Raw genomic sequence first — 18,316 nt, 5'->3', positions numbered from 1 at the left:
TATCCAAATTTATTGCTGCTGATTTCTTTGTTGAGCTCTTTCCTTTACGTTGATGAGACAATTGTCATATTGTTTTTTGAAGAGATCAACGTTTTCTGTACTGATGTGCATGTTTTTTTTATCGAGTTCGTACATTTTATAAAAATTGGCGATTCTGGCATATCCGTTCTGCCGTTTATCTGTAACTGCCGTGATTTTAAAAGCATTACCAATATCACTGATGCCTATATCGATCGCATTTTCCTTCATTGGATCATTCTTTTCAGGATCAAATTTTTCGATGAGCGCGAAAGTACTGTCGATGTTTTTCTGGATGGATTTTTGCGCTTCATCAAATTTCGATTTTTCCTCCAGGACCAATACAGAATGAAGATCTGCGTCTCCAAAAGGCGAAGGGAATTTTCTTAGCGTCAATACTGAAACGATCAGTATTGTAATAAGCATCATTCCCAAAAGATAGAGGAAATAATGTCGTTTTTCTTTATTCGATAATGTTATATTGACCTGCATATTATTTCTTATTAAATAATTTCCCCGGAATTTTCGTATTGTTTCTCACCACTGCTTCAGCTCTGGTATTGCTTTCAATACACTGTCTTAATAATCTGGCATAACTGCTTTCTTCCATCTTTTTTTTCAAAAGTTCATTTTTGTAAGTAAGCATTGGTTGCAATTGCCCCAGAAGTTTTGAGATCTGGCGCAGATCTGCTGCGCTGTCTTTCCCGATAATATCCCGCCCGACCTGAATATCTTCGATAATTGAATTTCGAAGAAAAATGTCGTTTTGAGTCTTCTCATTGCTCATCTGCGTCATTTTATAATAAATGGTGTCTAATTTAATGTTAAGAACTTCATTTCTACCGAGCATACTTCGGTACGCTTCTAAATCATCGTGTATTTCTTTTTTCTGCAGTTCAGCACTTTTAAAAAATAAAAAAACTGCACAGAAAGCCATTCCGCAAAGGATTATAAAGGAAAGAATAAAATTTCTAGTCCCTTTTTGTACGTCGTCTCTATTAAGCCTTTTTTGTCCGGATGATATCATAATATTTTAAATACTTGAGTTATAGTACCCTTTCTCCACGCAAAATCTCACCAGATCCAGTTTGCTTTTTAAACCTAATTTTTCTGTAAGACGCGTGATATAAGTGTCAATAGTTCTTGCACTGAGATTTATTCTGTCCCCGATCTCTTTGTTGCTGTAGCCTTCGTAGGAAAGTTTAATAATTTGGATTTCAGTTACAGAAATGTCCTGCTGTTCCCGCTTCTGTCTTTCCATATAGTTTTGCACCGATTGAGATTGCGATGCCCATTCTTTTTTATAATCTTCATAATTACTATTTTCAGACAAGATGCAATTTCTAAGTAAGTCTTTGATGATTATGCTGTTTTTTTGACAGTAAAAAACATTGGGAATATCTGCGATGAGATTAGCCATATCTTCCTGGTAAGTGTCAGAATAGGTGAGGATCGGAACGGTATTATTTGTTTCGCGTATAAATTTTATCGCTTCTATGCCGCTAAGAATGGGCATAAAGAGGTTAAGAATGAAAATATCTTCTTGTTTTCTGTACAGTCTGTTGATCAGTTCATTCCCATTATTGCAATCATTAACAATGGAATAGAAGGGATTTTCTAAAAGCATTTTGATCAAAAACTGTTTAAAGTAATAATCACTTTCAGCAATAGAAAAACGGACTAAATTAGTAGAATTATTTCGCATATAAACTCATTTAATTACTCCTTAACTTTTTTCAAGATACTTTATTATAAAATCTGTTGGCAGATCATTTTTTACTTAATCTAGAACACTCCATCCTTTTTTAGGATCATTGGTCGATTTTACCTGCTGCTCATTTACGATCACATTTTCTTTTCTCTGACCGATATAATCCAGTTCACTCAGTTTACCTAAAACCTGCTCCAGACTTTTTAGCATTATTTGCGTATTGCGGAAAATTTCGCCCGTATCATGATGAACGTAATCGATCTCTGCAACGCTTGAAAGCTGGTTTAGTAGAGTATGAGGAGCTACTTCGCTCCATTCTAAACTGTAATTAAGCATTTCTTCCAGTTCAGCCGGGATCATCATCTGCGTGTCATTGTACAGGTGAAGTGCTAATTTAGAAAAAACATTCATCATATAAATTGGTGGCTCATTGTACACCATATTTTTAAATTCAAAATAGTTTTCGCTGATATGATTTACGATTGTTTTACAAATCTTTTTTACATTATTGGCCAGTTCATCATTTTGATTTTTATGGGCAACTTTCTGTAAAATTTTAAAGGCATAAACCCTTAAATTACTCATCGAATGAGAATATTGATTATAGTATTCTACCAGTTTAGGATGCGCTTCCACAGAAGTACATGGTGGAATAAAATGCTCATCGATCTGCGCAATTCCAGATTTAATAGCCACTTTACCTAAAATAATAAAATTTCCGCCAGAATATCCACTTAACAGTAAAGCAGTATCGACAAGTTCTATTTTGGAGTTTGCCTTCGTAAACGGATGTCTGGGTGGAATTTCTTCCGAATTTATTTCCCCGAAAGAGATTTTGTCAAAAGGATTTACAGATGCCAGAATGTAGTAATCGCCGTTACTCTCATTGTCTTCAGTATTAAGCTCTTTGGCTAAACTGCGGATGTTCACTTTAAAATCATTGACTTCTATTCGATGACCGGCTAATGTAACTGCTGACAATTTTTTTATAATTAATTGTGCATCGTTGGTCGCAGTAGATTGGATCTCAAAAATGCGCTTGTCTCCGTAACTGTCTGAAAATGGCAGCAAACCATAATTAAAAGCATTTATTTTAACGGAATTAGCGTCCCGAATAGCATCAATTATGAAGTTTTCCTGCTGTATCAAGTGCTCTCTGGAAATTTTCATTCCATCTACCCAATTGACGGCGTAATGTTTTATTGGCTCAATCATACTGTTTAATTTTTAAAGGAAAAGCCTTCCTCCTTATTGTTAATAACCCGTTTGCAAATTACATATTCGTTCTCAGTGAGATTATTGGTCAAAATATCTTTTTCAAAATCGATATATTTTCTCATGCTGAAAAATGATTTCTTTACATAAAATATCCAGTAAAATGCTTTTCCCGTTTCATCAAAAAGCTGAATTTTAGAATTGGCATTTTTAAAATTGTAATCATCAACCACTCTAAAAAACCATTCTCCAAAAGTAATTTCTGTAGGAAGTGTTTTTGCTTTAATGTTAAATCGCTGCTCGTCATCAACTTTTTTACTGAGCTCAACATTTAAAACGAGTAACTGATCAAAATCGACTCCTTTAAAATTAAAGGCTTTCTGATCCGGATCAAACTGCCACGTTTTATAAATATCAAATGGAATGCTAATAAATTGCAGATAACTGTAGTAAAAAATTAGAGGAAGGATAAAAATAAATAAACTGCTTGCAGCCATATATTCATTGCCTAAACCTTTACCTGTAAAATTAAAAATCAAAGCGAAAAAATAACCGCCGACGATTAAACACGTGATCGTTAAAACAAACTCAAAAAGTATGGCTTTCCACATTTTCTCGAAATGCTTTCTAAAATAGAAGTGCAGCAAATTAACGTGTAAAATCCCCAATCCTAAACTAATACCCATGCTTAAAAGATACCAGTAAGGACTAAAAAGATTACCGGAAAAGCCCAAAAACCCTAGAAGCGCAAAAGAAAGAGAGGTTAGTAAAACATAAATGATGATCGTTCTGATCTTGATGTCTGGTTTGCCTTTACGGATCGCGCCCATTATGAAAATCATAACGGCTGCAAAAATTGGCATTAACAAATACCTTAAAAAAATTCCTTTAACAGAGCTCAACTCCATCGTATTCTTGTTTTAGTTTATAAATATAATTAAATTAAATGAAAGTCGAATAACTAAGTCTGCTCGTGTTTTCGGTCTCATTTAAATAAAAAGATCTCTCATTTTTCTCCGTTATAAAGTCTTCAAAGATCTTAACAGAAAGAGGGAAAAGATAGTCGTAAATTTTCAATAAAAGTTCACGAAAAGGATGTCCCGGTATAAATTTATAGATTTGTTCATATTGAATGGGTCCGATATTAACTTTCCAGTTGCGTTCACCGTCCATATGTTTGCCATTTGGTATCAAAGAAATGCCCAGTTTTGCTTTTCCCAGAACCATCATATCTGTTTTATCTTCAAAAGATTCTATACTGTTTGGGACAAATGTAATATTGACGTTCAATTTTAAAAACGCGGAGAGAAAGCTTTCGATCCATTCAACATTTCCCCTGAATTCATGCAAAAAAGGGATGATATAGAAAAAAATATGGGCTGTATTTCTGTCCAGATCTTTTATTAAAGGCCAAAGTTCTGCCAAGGTGTTCGTTAAAACATCAGATTTATCTGCGATGGAATATTCAGATTCTTTTAAAAGCGCTAAAATTTCTGTGTGGAAAATTTCTAATTCAAAAGGCTGAAAAAAATTGCGTGCATTTTCTTCCACTTCTTTTTGCCGACGAATTTCTTTTACTACATTTTCTACACCTTTATTATAGTTACCGAGTGTTGGAGGGTGAAAAAGTCCTTCCGGGAGATAGTCATAGAGGCTTTCCCGATAAGTTTCCATGATAATGGTTTCTTCGTCTAATCCATAATTGCTGAAGTATACTTTTTTAAGGTCCTTTAAATAAGGTCTGTCATTAATACCCGTTCTTTTAATAAATATGTTTGAATTTTCGTCGTAATATTTTAAAAGATTGGCAGCGACAACTTCTACTTTAAAATCTGTTCCTAAAGTGTTATAATCGAGTTGTGCCAAATAAGTAGTGTCTTTTTTCATAAAGTAATCCTTAAACCTCTAGAATTGCCGCATCCTCACTTATTTTTAGTCGATATTCTATTCCGTCTATCGCTTTATTTTTGATGTTATTTTTCATCGTAGTTGCCATATTATTCCAGTATTTACTTCCGTAATAGGAATAATCCTGTACAACGATTTCAATATCTACCGTTCGGATAAAACCTTCGCGGGGTTTATCACTGATCATCGTTCCTCTCGACACATTTATTTTTTTCAATGAATCTTTTAGGATCATTTTGCAGTAGTTTTTTACATCTTCTACCGAAATTATTTTGTCTTTCGTCGTCAAAGCGTATTTGTAAGCTAAAATAGTGTCTGACTGTTTCTGCTCTTCTGCGCCACCGGAAGTTTGAGTAAGAAGAGTTAAAGACTGCGCTCTTTTTTGCGAATTAAAAACGGTTCCCGGCCGGATATTATTTGCCAAAGTACAGTGTGAGATCCAGAAAGAAGCATAAGTGTGCGCTGCGCTTTCTACCGGTTCTATGATCACATAATTCACATCTTCCTTCAATTCCTGATTGGCGATTTCAACCTTCTTCATCAAGCCTTTCATTTTCTCAGAAATTTCTCCAAGAACATCTTTTACTTTATCCCTGTTGATGATGGAAAACGCGGCCACTTCATCCCGAAGCAGCTCCATCACGTGTGCCATAAGATCTGTGGCGTTGCGGTTTGTAAATCTTTCCATTCCACCTTTTCTCAGGGTATACAGATCACCGTCGAGATTTCCTGTTGGTGTAAAGGGGATTTCCATATATTTTTTTCCTTTTCCGTCGATCACTTCATCTACGTATAGAAAAAATTCGTCATCGGTGGTTTCCAGCGGAATATTATTCCCCATAATATCCAAAGCATATTCGGTTTTTTTCCAACCGCGGTTGTAGATGGGAAAAGCATTTAACACAAAAAGAAAATTTTCCAAAATTTCTGCGGTAAACTGTGGTGGAAATTCAAGTTTTAGCCAAAGGATTTTTTTACTTCGGTAAGGTGCCCATGCTGTATTTCCATCGTCAATATCATCTGGCAATCCCGGTTCTATTTTTTTAAACATCGAAGGATAAATTCCGGTAACTTCAATAAATTTTTCCCGGTACGTATTCTTAATGTCTTCTTTAATTTTTTCTTTGATGGACTGGAATTCAAAAATCTTTTCAAAACCTTCTGAAGTTCTGTCTTCATGATAACTTAATCCTGATGATACTTCTAAAGGAATATCATTATGAAAAACCTTCACATGAGGCAAAAGCCGATAAACAAAATCAACATTTTCGTAGGTAGGATTTGAACAGAATAAAGCAATTTTTGTCGGAAAAACTTCAGAATTATAATCGCTGATGTCGATTCCTAATTTGATCGTTCGATATTCCTCCACCTTAGCTTCCAATCGAAGAATAGGAATTTTATTGAGTTCTTCATCAATACTGTAAGCTGTATTTCCCACAATGATTAAGGCAGTTTGAGCCCTGATCAATTCAACACTGTCGATGGGAGTGAAAGAAATTTCCACCTGTTTGTCAGATTGGTTTTTCTGAAGAGAATTCAGCTGTTTTTTCAGAAAATATTCCGAATGTTCCATGATCAATTCCTTGTCTTCATCCGGATAGGAAAAAGCAATGGCATGGGAAGGATTTGGGTGCGCGTATTTTGTCGGCGTCAATAAACGGGATAATTTTTCTAAAATTCTACCATTTATGCTTTCAATTTCATTGTTTGCTTTAAAAATTTCTGTGCTGAAAGCGTCAATAAGTAACTTGACGAAAGGGTCGAGAGACTGGATGTTCTTTAGTCCCCACAATTTTGTGGCGTTTTGCAACATTCTAGCCTTAATGGCTTCTTTAGAGTAAATTTGTTGATTTAAATTCATATTGATTTACCGAATGATGTCTGGTTTTCTGTTGAATTACACTATTATTTCTCAAAAACTAAATGTACATAAATTTAAATTAAATACGTGCGATTTTAATGCTTTGAAATCTAGTCTTTTAGCAAAATTTAACATTTTATTTGACGTGTTTATTTGTATAAATTTTGTAGTTCAATAAAAATAATGTTCAAAATTGTAGTAGAATTACTACAAAGAATATTGAAAAGTGGGTTTATCTTTGAATTATCAAAAACAGAAAGACATTAAAATAATTTAAAAGTAATTCAATAATTTAAAATTTAGAAATCATGGCAGCAAACAATTCAAGAGGCGTTCTAAAATTCAACGGAGGCGCAGAGCAGAAAGTTTTAAAACTTAATTACAGTGTATCGAGATCTACTGACGTTTCCGGACGTGTAGCTTCAGATCCTTCAAATGCATTGATCAAAATTACCATCGAAGCGACTGAAGATGCGCACGTTTTGGAAAGTTTATTGAACGGGAAATACAAACCAACAACGGGTGAAATTACTTTCAATAAATCTCACGAAGAAGGAACATTGATCACTTTGAAATGGAACAACGGTTACGTGATCCAGCACGAAGTAGATTTCGATGCGATCGATTCAGACAACATGTTGATCTCTTTCGTAGTAAGCGCAGAGAAAATCGACTACGGTACTTCTGCTTATGAAGGAGTTTGGCCAGGTAAATAAAAGGTAAAGTATAAGATTTACCTTCTGTTTTATACCAATGTAAAACTATTTTAAAATTCCTGATAGAGATGTTTTTCGCATCATCTGTCAGGAATTTTTTATTTATTTTTAGAACGTCCAAAAAAAGTTTTTTCTAATTTATTTGACCAGAATTGAGATCAGGTGATTTTTGAAATCATTATGAATCATCAGCACTTCATCTCAAATAGACTTTAAATTCTGCAGTTTAATTATCAACCAACCTGTTTTTTTATTATTTTTACTAGGAAAAGATTTAATAAACGGAAATGCAGCAAAAAAAACTCTGGGTTTTTACAGAACGAAATAAGGATGATGAAAGCTTTCTCGACGCCCTTCAAAATCCCGAAAATGCTGTAATTTTTCTAACTCAAAATGGAGAAGCACAAATTGTGCAAAAGGAGGAAACTATTTCTTTGCTTAAAAATTCCATCGTTTTTTTTGAACCAAGTCAGGTGAAATCGATAGAACAAATTACACCTGATTTTGAGATGAAAGTTTTGGTTTATCAACAAAGTTTTCTAACAGTTATCAATATTAAGCTGAACAAATTAAAGGTATTTAAATACTTTATTCATTATTTTAAAGAACTGTCTGATTTTACGGATCAGGAAATGGATCTGTTATCAAAGCAGATCGATTCTATAAAATGTCTGCAGGATTTTCAGGAAAAGATTGGTTTTGATGAAAAAGTTTTGGAGAATTTGTTTTCAGCTTTGATCTACACCGTCACAGGAATTTATTTGCAGAATGATTTTTTTGAACAGCACAAGATGTCCCGTGCAGACGAAATTACGTTTCAGTTTACGAAAAATGTATTTCAAAATTTTATTACAGAAAAATCTCCTAAATTCTATGCCGATCTGCAACATATTACGTCCCGACATCTCACCTCGATGGTGAAAAGCGTAACGGGTAAAACTGCCACCCAAATCATCGCAGAATTTGTAATGAATGAGGCGAAAATTCTTTTGAATTCAACAGATAAAACAATTATGCAGATTGCAGACGAATTGAATTTTGGTGATTCCTACACGTTCTCGCACTATTTTAAAAGATATTCCGGCAAAAGTCCTGCGCTATATCGTTCTTCAAAAATTTAGAAATCTTACTTTCAGACATCTTTTAACTATTTATATACATTGCATCGGGAATTATCTCGCCGTTACTTTGTATAAAATTAGGAGAATGAGAAGTTTATATAAAGTTTTAATAATGATTTCAGTTTTTCTTTGTGGAATTTTTGTTAATTCACAGGAAACGCGAAAAATCACAGTCGATGAGGTAATGGGTCTTGTCTTAAAACGCAATGCGCAACTTTCTGTTTCTGAAAAGAAAGTACAGATTGCAAAACAAAATATTGAAGTTGCAAAACTTCAAAAATTACCAACCATTACTGCTTCTACGAGTCAGTTTTATTTGGGAAATTCATTTATTATTCAAAAAGATTTTTCAGATGTTACAAGCATTAAACTGCCCCATTACGGAAGTTCGTACGGTGTTCAGGCTAGCCAATTAATTTACAAAGGTGGACTCATCAATAAATCGATTGAAGTTGCGGGTTTGCAGGAAAAAATTTCTGAATTTGATTATTTAAAAGACCAGCAAGATGTAAAATTAAACGCAATAAATAATTTGCTGGAAATCTACAAGATCAACAATCAGGAGTTGGTTTACGAGAATAATAAAACTTTGGCTGTAGAACGACTGAACAATATCAAAAAGTTTTATCAGCAGGGAATGATCACCAGAAACGAAGTGATATCCGGAGAACTCGCCATCATCAATATCGAACAGGGTTTGGTCGTTCTTAAAAATAACAGGAAGATCATCAATTATAATCTCAATATTTTGATGGGAACCGATACTACAACGGAATTATTACCTGTTCAGGTTTTCGATCTGGATGCGCCTTCTACTTTGAAAGATCAGCAATATTATTTACAACTCGCCCAAGAAAATAATCCTTTGAGTAAATCTTACAAAACGAATATTGAAATTGCTCAGAAAAATATTGAGATCATCAATACCGATAAATATCCCTCTATTGCAGGCTTCAGTTCTACGAGTGTGAATAAACCTTTGAGCAGCGGAAATCCTATTCTGGATGCTTATTCCGGCGGTTTTCAGGTGGGAGTTTCAGTAAGTTATGACATCGATAATTTATTTAAAACCAAGAAACGATTGCAAGTTGGCGTTCTTCAAAAAGAACAGGCAGAAGCGGGTTCAAAATTAATAGAAGAAAATATCGCGATGGATGTTAACGCAGCTTATATCAGGAGACAAAACGCATTGGAGAATCTGAAAATTTTGGAAAAGGCAAAAGTTCTGGCCGCGGAGAATTATAAAATCACCGAAGCAAAATACCTCAATCAGTTTGCAGTTCAAGCAGAAATGACCGATGCTCAAAATCAAAATATTCAGACCGAACTGGATTATGTAAATGCTGAAATAGATGTCCTATACCAACATTACACCTTGTTAAAATCTACCGGAACCCTTTAATAAAATCTAGAAAATAGAATCATGGAAAATAAAGACCAAATAAATACAGAAGATTCAGTGCAAGTAGAATCACCAAAAGTGGAGGCGCCAACAAAGATTGCCAATCCGAATAAAGCGGAAAAACTCAAAGAAAATAAAAAGAATAAGGCAAAAAATATCTTCGCCAATGTACTCGTATTTTTCGTAGTGGCATTTGGTTTTTATTGGCTCATCAAAGAATATTTTCACATCGGAAAAGAAAATTATACGGAATCTGCGCAAGTTCAGGAATTTATCAATCCCATAAATTCCAGAGTTTCTGGCTACATTAAAGAGATTAAATTTACGGAACATCAAGCCGTGAAAAAAGGCGATACTTTAGTGATTTTAGATGATAATGAATTAAAAACCCAGGTTGCACAGGCGCAGGCAACTTACCAAAATTCTTTGGCGCAGAAAAACGCGACTTACTCTTCCATCAACACCGTTTCCAGTAATGTTTCTGTTTTGGAAAGTAATATTGCCGGACAAAAAGCAAGATTATGGAATGCAGAACAGAATTTGAATCGTTATCGAAATTTATTAAAAGCCGAAGCCGTTACGAAACAGCAATATGATCAAATCAAGACCGAATATGATGCGCAGCAAGCTTCTTATCAAACTTTACTCAATCAAAAAAATTCTGCCAATCTTTCTACTTCAGAAGTAAAAACCAGAATTAATGTGAACGATGCAGATATTGCGCGTACAAAAGCTGCTCTCGATATGGCAAAAATCAATTTGTCTTATGCCGTGATCATCGCACCTTATGACGGATTTATGGGAAGAAGAATTATTTCAGATGGACAATTATTACAATCCGGTCAGCAGATCGCAACCATCGTTTTAGATGGTCAAAAATGGGTAACTGCGAACTTTTTAGAAAGCCAAATGCCCGGAATTCAAGTCGGTAAAAAAATGACCATGAAAGCAGACGCGATGAATGGGAAAGCTTTTGAAGGAACTATTTCAGCGATTTCAGCAGCGACTGGTTCGCAATATTCTAATGTCGCGACAGACAATTCTACAGGAAATTTCGTGAAAGTGCAGCAAAGAATTCCAGTACGAATTGATTTTACAAAAAATAATAAAAAGGAAGATTTAGATCAGCTTCGTGCAGGGATGAATATGGAAATTACCATAGAAAAAAAGCCATAATGACCAGCAAAATATTCAAAAATAATTTCTCCATTTCTATTTTTAAAAAGCCAGTAAATGTATAATCAGGGACTTTTTAGCAGTTGGGTGCCCAAATTGGTACAATTGCTTTTAATCATTATTTTTATCTCCATAATAATTCCGGTCAATGGGATTTATTCCGGCGCGCTTTCTTACATGGTGAGCGATACAGGTTATTCTTCAGAATATTTTGTCTGGGCAAATTATGCTTCAATTATAGGAATGAGTGCCGCGATGCCTTTATTGCTGAGGTTTAAATTTCGATTTAAGATCCGGGACAAATCGGTTATCATTTTTCTAATAATTGCCTTGTTAAGTTATGTCAACGGAACCACAGATAATGCCTATCTCATCGTTGCAAATACCTTAATTATTGGTTTTGCTAAAATGATCTTGATGATCGAATTCATCATCCCGATTATGATGATGATCGCACCGGATGGAAATCGCGGGAAATTTTATTCTGTTTTTTATCCCTTTTCGATAGGACTATCTCAGTTAGCAGGTTATGTGTTGACGGTTGTTGCATCTGATCACAACTGGCAATATGTCCATCTGATTTCTGCCGTTGTTTGTCTTGCGATGGCTTTACTCGCCTGGATTTTCATGCATGATAAATATTTTGGATTCATCATGAGATTGTATTACATCGACTGGATCAGTATCGTCCTTTTTGTGGCGGTTTTTATGTCCGGAGCGTACGTTTTTGCTTTTGGAAAATTGCTCGATTGGTTTAATTCTAATGCGATAATTAATGTTTCTATTTTCTCTTTTATTTCTTTCGTTTTATTGGTGATCAGACAATATACTACCGCAAGACCTTACCTTTCTTTCAGCGTTTTCAAAAGAGCCAACGTTCTGCATGGTTTATTAATGCTCATATTTTTAGGAATGTTTTTAAGCACAGGCGGAATGCAAAGTATTTTCACCTCTGGAATTTTAAAATACAGCGCGGTGCAAAATGCGAGTCTCAATTTAATGATGATTCCCGGGATTGTGGTTTCCGGATTTTACATGGCGTACTGGTTTAAAAAAGATCGTGGTTTAAAAATGTTTATTTTTCTGGGATTTGCTGCAATGTTGGCGAATACCATCATTCTCTATTTTTCCATGGCAATGGAACTTGACTTTTCCGCCTGGGTTTTGCCCATGTTTTTGAAAGGTTTCGGAATGGGTGCGCTCTTTATTTCTGTTTGGTATTACACTTTGGATAATATCAGTATGGATGAAATGCTTCCTGTTGCAGCTTTGGTTTTGGCGTGGAGAACATTTTTCACAGTCGGATTATTTTCGGCCATTTTCGGATATCTGCAGTATCATTTTCAAATTCAGGCAGTCGGCGATATGGCGGTTTATCTGGATGGAAATTCCTTCAGTACCAATCAAATCATGGGAAATTTAAAATCCATTCAACTCAACGCCATTTTAGCTGCGAATAAAAAATTATTGGGTTACGTCTGCATTGCCGGTATTGGAATTCTGTTGTATGTTTTATCTTATAATTTCGGCGTGAAGCGTTTTAAATTAATGCCAATCGTACCGTTAGACAAAAGAAGATATTCCAAAAGGTTTCGCAATCGTTTACGCAATAAGCAATTGAAACAAATAGAAGATGCTGCAGGAGCGATGATATAAATTATTAAATTAAAAATTATGGAAAATGAAATGAAGTCGAAATTAATGAAAGGTGCGGTCGCGGATTATTTGAAAAAGAAAAAATAACTTGTAGACGAAAAGATGATAGACGGATAGATAATAGACTCCGAGATAATAGATCATAAATAAATTTTAAAATAAAAAAAATGGATACTAAAAAATTATTTGACTTAACAGGAAAAACAGCCATCGTTACAGGTGGTGCAGGTGGAATCGGAAAAGCATGCTGCGAAATGTTGGCAGCCTTCGGTGCAAACGTGGTTGTTTCAGATTATAATCTGGAAGCAGCAAAAGAAACCTCAAAATCAATCAACGATAATGGCGGAAAATCAATCGCCATCGACTGCAATGTATTGGAAGATGAAGCGTTGGTTAATTTAGTTGATAAAACCGTTGAGCATTTTGGCAGCATTGAAATCCTCGTCAACAATGTTGGCGGCGGCGGTGCAGGAAAAGAAAGTCCGTATGATATCGAAGTTGCACAATTCAAAAAAGTATTTGATATGAATGTTTTCAGCATGTGGAGATTGTGCCAGTTGGTTGCACCACATATGAAAAAAGCGGGTTACGGAAGTATTATTAACATGTCTTCAATGGCGTCTATTAATAAAAGTCCGGCAATTAGTGCGTATGCTTCTTCAAAAGCAGCCATCAATCACATGACCAGAAATTTAGCTTTTGATTATGGCCCAGATAATATCAGAATTAATGCGATCGGACCTGGAGCTACAAGAACTGCTGCTTTGAGTACCGTTTTAACTCCAGAATTAGAAAAAGCAATGCTTAAACATACGCCAATACACAGATTAGGCGAGGCTGAAGATATTGCCGGAGCGGTATTGTATTTTGCTGCACCAATTTCCAGCTGGACAAGTGGACAGGTGATATTCATCAATGGTGGTGGTGAACAGACTTTGGACATGTAATTGAAAATCAAAAAATACGTAATGCCGTTTCGATTTAAATTGAGACGGTATTTTTTTTGATGGAAAATCGTTAAAAAGCATTTTAAAATAATCCTTAAAGAGAGAGAATTATTTTGCTCTTTTGGTTAAAAAAAATAGAAACGGTAAGTAATAGCTCCAGTTTTGCATTAATTCAAGTAAATGCGGTTGATTTAGAGATGACATAACTTTGGTTATAGCCCAACATTTCACATTAATTATTAATTTTCATGAAAATCAGCTATAATTAGAAAATTCTACTTTAATTTTACATTCAGATAATATTCTCAGGTTCGATCGTCTTCCTTTTTTTAAGCATCGTACCTTTCTTTTTAAAACCGATACAATTAGATTTTCAATAGCAAAAAAATGAATGGTGGATCTCCAACAAAATAAATGCAGGCATTGTGAAAGCACCTTTTGAAGGTTTGAGCTAAAATGTCGGAAAACCTACAACATAATTTCGTAAAAAATCATTTCTCTCAACATTGATTAAGTTTCTAAAATACAATTAACTAAAACACGAAAGCCATGAACTCAAAAGTATTAAAGCAAACGATAGCAGAGATTTTTGCCAATGGTAAAGGTATTCTTGCAATGGATGAAAGTACACCAACGTGTAAAAAACGTTTTGAAGCTGCCGGAATTCCGCAAACCATCGAGATGTACCGTCAATACCGGCAATTGATTGTTACGACGCCCGGTTTAAATGAAAGTATTGGTGGTGCTATTTTATTTGATGAAACCATTCGGCAACAAACTGACGATGGTGAACCGATGGTAAAAGCTTTGATGAAAGCAGGCATCATTCCGGGGATAAAAGTAGATATGGGCGCCAAACCTTTACCTGAGTTTCCAAAAGAATTGGTGACAGAAGGTCTGGATGGTTTGCGCGAAAGATTAGCAGAATATAAAACAATGGGCGCTCGTTTTGCAAAATGGCGAGCAGTCATTACGATTGGCGAAGGTATTCTGACCGATGCCTGTATTCATGCGAATGTTCACGCTTTGGCGAGATATGCAGCTTTATGTCAGGAAGCAGATATTGTCCCGATCGTAGAACCGGAGGTTTTGATGGACGGAAATCATTCCATTCAGGAAACTTATGACGTCACCGAAAAAGTGTTAAAAGCGCTCTTCTCAAAATTATATTTATTCAAAGTTGATCTGGAAGGCATTATCTTAAAACCCAATATGATCGTTGCCGGCAAAGGCTGTCCGAATCAAAACAGTGTTGATGAAGTCGCCGAAGCAACCGTGAATTGTCTGCGTTCTGCTGTTCCCGCTTCAGTTCCTGCAATTGCATTTTTATCTGGTGGACAATCACCAAAAGTTGCCGCAGAACATTTGAATGCCATCAATAAAAATTTTAAAGATCGTTTGCCGTGGATCGTCGCTTTTTCTTTTGCCAGAGCGATTCAACAACCGGCTTTAGATGTCTGGAAAGGTGAATCATCAAATATAAAAAAAGCGCAGGAAATATTGAGCAGTCGTGCAAAAATCGCTGCTGCAGCAAGACGCGGCGAATACAATTCCGTCATGGAATAGTGACCTAAAATTAATTCCTGAACATGATTCCGCATTTCACAGCAGCAGAAAAAGCAGTTCATTATCCTGATCCTGAAGACAGAAAAGCCTTTTTAGGAATGAAGCCGTACACGAAATTGATACTGCTGATTCTTTTTATTGCTTTATTTGGTGCAGCCTGGTTTCAGTATTTTTTCTTCGGTTTACCACCAGATCCTGCCATTTCGTTTTTATCTCAACAGGTGGATGAACCTATTGGTTTTCCCTTATGGATCAGACTGAGCCATTGGGTGAATTTCTTTTTTCTCCTACTGATTATAAGAAGCGGACTTTCTATTTTATACGATCATCCTCGTTTATACTGGAATAACAGCTGCAAATCCAATTCTTCCTGGATTCGCTTTACACCCGTGAAAATACCACTCGATAGACCTTACACCGCAAAAGAGGATGCGAGATATATAAATCCCATCGCGGGTTTGCCTGGTTATAAACATACCGTCGGAATTGCAAGAGTCTGGCATTTTTTGACTGTTCCTTTTTTTGTTTTGAATGGTGCCGTTTTTATTTCCTTCTTATTTTTTACGAATCAATGGAAACGTTTAGTTCCGGTTTCCTGGCAAATTTTTCCTGATCCGTGGACTGTTTTTGTGCATTATGCTACTTTTCATTTTCCTGTTAATGTTGATGGTTTTTATCATTACAACGCCATACAGCAACTCTCTTATTTCGCGGTCATCTTTATTTTAGCACCGCTTGGAATGTTGACGGGAATTGCAATGTCACCTGCGATAGAAAACCGTTTTCGCTGGTATCCGAAATTATTTGGAAACAGACAGAGTGCGCGTTCTATTCACTTTTTAGTAATGATATCCTACTGTGTTTTTATAGTCATTCATGTCAGTTTGGTCGCTGCAACAGGTCTTGTGAAAAACATGAATCACATGGTGATGGGAACTGACAGCGCCGAAAGTTACACTGGACTTTACATCGGAATTGCTATTATTTTGATGACGATTGCTTTTGCCATTTTAGCGCATTGGCTTTCCTGGAACAAACAGAGGGCTCTCCAAAAGCTGCAGGCTTCTACCAATGGCAAAATTTGGAAATATACCATCAACCGTTTTAAAGCGAAAACCGATTACGAAAAAAAAGACATCACTTCTTATTTCTGGTTAAATGGAAAAATGCCCGAATCCTCTGACTGGAAAAATCTGGCTGAAAATAACTTCGCAGATTATAAATTAAAGATCAGTGGTTTGGTAGAAAATCCAGTGGAATTGTCGCTGGAAGATTTAAAAGAAATGGGTAAAGAACAAAATGTTACCATGCATCATTGCATTCAAGGCTGGTCTGGAATTGCAGAGTGGGGCGGATTACCATTAAGCAGGATCATCGCATTGGTAAAACCCGATCCTTCAGTAACGACCGTGGCTTTCTATTCTTTTGGGGAAGGAATGTACGGCGGTGTTTATTACGACACTCATATAATTGGAAATTGCATGAAACCAGATTCTATTCTTGCCTGGGAAATGAATTACGAACCTCTTTCACTCGAACATGGTGCGCCTTTAAGGTTGCGTGTTGAAAATCAATTGGGCTATAAAATGGTAAAATGGATCGAGCGGATTGAATTTGTAAGATCACCTAAAAATCTGGGAACGGGCTTTGGTGGAAAAAATGAAGATGACGAATATTTTGATTTAATGGCCGATAGTTAGATCCATTTCTATTGGTGTTGATTTTATAATCTCGTACCTTTAATGTTCGTAAAATCTTTTAACTAAAAAAATAGCTATCATGCCAAAGACTACCATGACCACGCTTTCTGAAGTGACGAATTTACTGAAGAAAAGAGGATACACCATCGAATTTAATTTGAAGCACGATCACCTTGAATGTTTAGGCGATCATTTAAAAATACTTCCGGGTGAATTTATTGTCGATAAACATTACCGTTTTGAAGGCGTTTCTGATCCGGGAGATGAAGCCATCGTATTTGCGATTTCATCCGAAAAACATAATTTAAAAGGCGTGTTGATTGATGGATACGGCATTTCCAGTGAAGGAATTTCGGTTGAAATGATTAAAGCTTTGGATGAGGTAAAGATTTAACAGGAGAATTGCGAAGAATTTTTCTACTAATATATTACTTTCAAATTGGATTGAAAATGGATTCGGCAGAATGGTACAGATTTTTTTGCTCTTCTTTTTCGGATAACATCATGATTGCGGCAGAATAGCAATAGGCGGAATTCTCTTTCGTGAAGCAAGCTCTCTTATGAACGCAGTGATAAACGACCTTTCAGACATGACTAAAAATCTTTGTAAAAGTTTCTAAAAATTTAGATCATATAGCAGATCTCCTCTTCAGAAGTAAAGTATCAAATTTTATTACAGTAGTAATTTTACTTAAGGCAGAAATATCCAATCTAGAGGTATCAGCTGCTGTTTTTTGGTCAAAATGGTTTGGTTAAAGTTTCTAAATCAAGCAACTTTCTAAAATTACTTTCAAAATTGTAGTAGAATTACTACAAAGAATTTAGAAAAGTGGGTCTATCTTTGAATTATCAAAAACAGAAAGACAATAATATAATTCAAAAATAATTTAATAATTTAAAATTTAGAAATCATGGCAGCAAACAATTCAAGAGGTGTTCTGAAATTCAACGGAGGAGCAGAACAGAAAGTTTTAAAACTTAATTACAGTGTATCAAGATCTACGGACGTTTCCGGACGAGTAGCTTCTGATCCATCAAATGCATTGATCAAAATTACGATCGAAGCAACAGAAGATGCGCACGTACTGGAAAGTTTATTGAATGGGAAATACAAACCAACAACTGGTGAAATTACATTCAATAAATCTCACGAAGAAGGAACATTGATCACTTTGAAATGGAATAATGGTTATGTGATCCAGCACGAAGTAGATTTCGATGCTATTGATTCAGACAACATGTTGATCTCATTCGTAGTAAGTGCAGAGAAAATCGACTACGGTACCTCTGCTTATGAAGGAGTTTGGCCGGGTAAA

At 35.5% G+C, this 18,316-nt stretch carries 17 protein-coding genes; 10 read left to right on the top strand and 7 right to left on the bottom strand.

From position 1 onward, the window contains the following. Positions 1 to 9: 9 nt before the first annotated feature. From tssO (IV494_RS14440) to IV494_RS14410, 7 genes are all read right to left on the bottom strand, one after another. A complete protein-coding gene (tssO, locus tag IV494_RS14440) occupies positions 10 to 510 on the bottom strand; it encodes a type VI secretion system TssO (protein ID WP_196080821.1) in 501 nt (166 codons plus the stop codon). A 1-nt stretch (position 511) separates the two neighbouring features. Next, positions 512 to 1,045 (bottom strand): type VI secretion system TssO, encoded by a 534-nt coding sequence (gene tssO / locus IV494_RS14435; protein WP_196080820.1) that lies wholly within the window; start codon positions 1,043 to 1,045, stop codon positions 512 to 514. Between the two features lie 6 nt (positions 1,046 to 1,051). Further along, on the bottom strand, positions 1,052 to 1,723 hold the full coding sequence (locus tag IV494_RS14430; protein WP_196080819.1) for a response regulator transcription factor: 672 nt from the start codon (positions 1,721 to 1,723) through the stop codon (positions 1,052 to 1,054). A 75-nt stretch (positions 1,724 to 1,798) separates the two neighbouring features. Next, complete coding sequence (locus IV494_RS14425; RefSeq protein ID WP_196080818.1) at positions 1,799 to 2,944, bottom strand: hypothetical protein; 1,146 nt, start codon at positions 2,942 to 2,944, stop codon at positions 1,799 to 1,801. 5 nt (positions 2,945 to 2,949) lie between these two features. Next, positions 2,950 to 3,852, bottom strand: a complete 903-nt coding sequence (locus tag IV494_RS14420; protein WP_196080817.1) for a TssN family type VI secretion system protein — start codon at positions 3,850 to 3,852, stop codon at positions 2,950 to 2,952. Between the two features lie 34 nt (positions 3,853 to 3,886). Beyond that, positions 3,887 to 4,831, bottom strand: coding sequence for a hypothetical protein (locus IV494_RS14415; protein ID WP_196080816.1), 945 nt, complete (start codon positions 4,829 to 4,831; stop codon positions 3,887 to 3,889). A 10-nt stretch (positions 4,832 to 4,841) separates the two neighbouring features. Beyond that, positions 4,842 to 6,716, bottom strand: a complete 1,875-nt coding sequence (locus IV494_RS14410) for a type VI secretion system baseplate subunit TssF (RefSeq protein WP_196080815.1) — start codon at positions 6,714 to 6,716, stop codon at positions 4,842 to 4,844. 308 nt (positions 6,717 to 7,024) lie between these two features. Between IV494_RS14410 and tssD (IV494_RS14405) the strand changes: the two genes are divergently transcribed. The 10 genes from tssD (IV494_RS14405) to tssD (IV494_RS14360) form a co-directional block, all read left to right on the top strand. Beyond that, entirely contained in the window at positions 7,025 to 7,432 is a 408-nt protein-coding gene (gene tssD / locus IV494_RS14405; RefSeq protein WP_074781444.1) for a type VI secretion system tube protein TssD, read from the top strand. 287 nt (positions 7,433 to 7,719) lie between these two features. After that, positions 7,720 to 8,553, top strand: a complete 834-nt coding sequence (locus IV494_RS14400; RefSeq protein ID WP_196080814.1) for a helix-turn-helix domain-containing protein — start codon at positions 7,720 to 7,722, stop codon at positions 8,551 to 8,553. Between the two features lie 85 nt (positions 8,554 to 8,638). Next, a complete protein-coding gene (locus IV494_RS14395) occupies positions 8,639 to 9,955 on the top strand; it encodes a TolC family protein (protein WP_196080813.1) in 1,317 nt (438 codons plus the stop codon). Between the two features lie 21 nt (positions 9,956 to 9,976). Next, entirely contained in the window at positions 9,977 to 11,131 is a 1,155-nt protein-coding gene (locus tag IV494_RS14390; RefSeq protein ID WP_196080812.1) for an HlyD family secretion protein, read from the top strand. A 57-nt stretch (positions 11,132 to 11,188) separates the two neighbouring features. After that, on the top strand, positions 11,189 to 12,787 hold the full coding sequence (locus IV494_RS14385) for an efflux MFS transporter permease (RefSeq protein ID WP_196080811.1): 1,599 nt from the start codon (positions 11,189 to 11,191) through the stop codon (positions 12,785 to 12,787). 167 nt (positions 12,788 to 12,954) lie between these two features. Next, positions 12,955 to 13,734 (top strand): glucose 1-dehydrogenase, encoded by a 780-nt coding sequence (locus IV494_RS14380; protein ID WP_196080810.1) that lies wholly within the window; start codon positions 12,955 to 12,957, stop codon positions 13,732 to 13,734. A 549-nt stretch (positions 13,735 to 14,283) separates the two neighbouring features. After that, the gene (locus IV494_RS14375) at positions 14,284 to 15,300 is read left to right on the top strand and encodes a class I fructose-bisphosphate aldolase (protein ID WP_196080809.1); all 1,017 of its coding nucleotides are present in this window, start codon (positions 14,284 to 14,286) and stop codon (positions 15,298 to 15,300) included. Between the two features lie 23 nt (positions 15,301 to 15,323). After that, complete coding sequence (locus IV494_RS14370) at positions 15,324 to 17,000, top strand: molybdopterin-dependent oxidoreductase (RefSeq protein WP_196080808.1); 1,677 nt, start codon at positions 15,324 to 15,326, stop codon at positions 16,998 to 17,000. A gap of 79 nt (positions 17,001 to 17,079) precedes the next feature. Beyond that, positions 17,080 to 17,394 carry a phosphoribosylpyrophosphate synthetase gene (locus IV494_RS14365; RefSeq protein WP_230380255.1) on the top strand — a complete coding sequence of 105 codons (315 nt, stop codon included), beginning with the start codon at positions 17,080 to 17,082 and terminating at the stop codon, positions 17,392 to 17,394. A gap of 517 nt (positions 17,395 to 17,911) precedes the next feature. Further along, positions 17,912 to 18,316 (top strand): type VI secretion system tube protein TssD (tssD, locus tag IV494_RS14360; RefSeq protein WP_074781444.1); only part of this gene is annotated, 405 nt, incomplete at its 3' end.

It is taken from the genome of Kaistella gelatinilytica (assembly GCF_015679325.1).
GTDB classification, from domain to species: domain Bacteria; phylum Bacteroidota; class Bacteroidia; order Flavobacteriales; family Weeksellaceae; genus Kaistella; species Kaistella gelatinilytica.
Note: the sequence above shows the minus strand (reverse complement) of the source record. Positions and strands in the feature narration are given on the sequence as shown.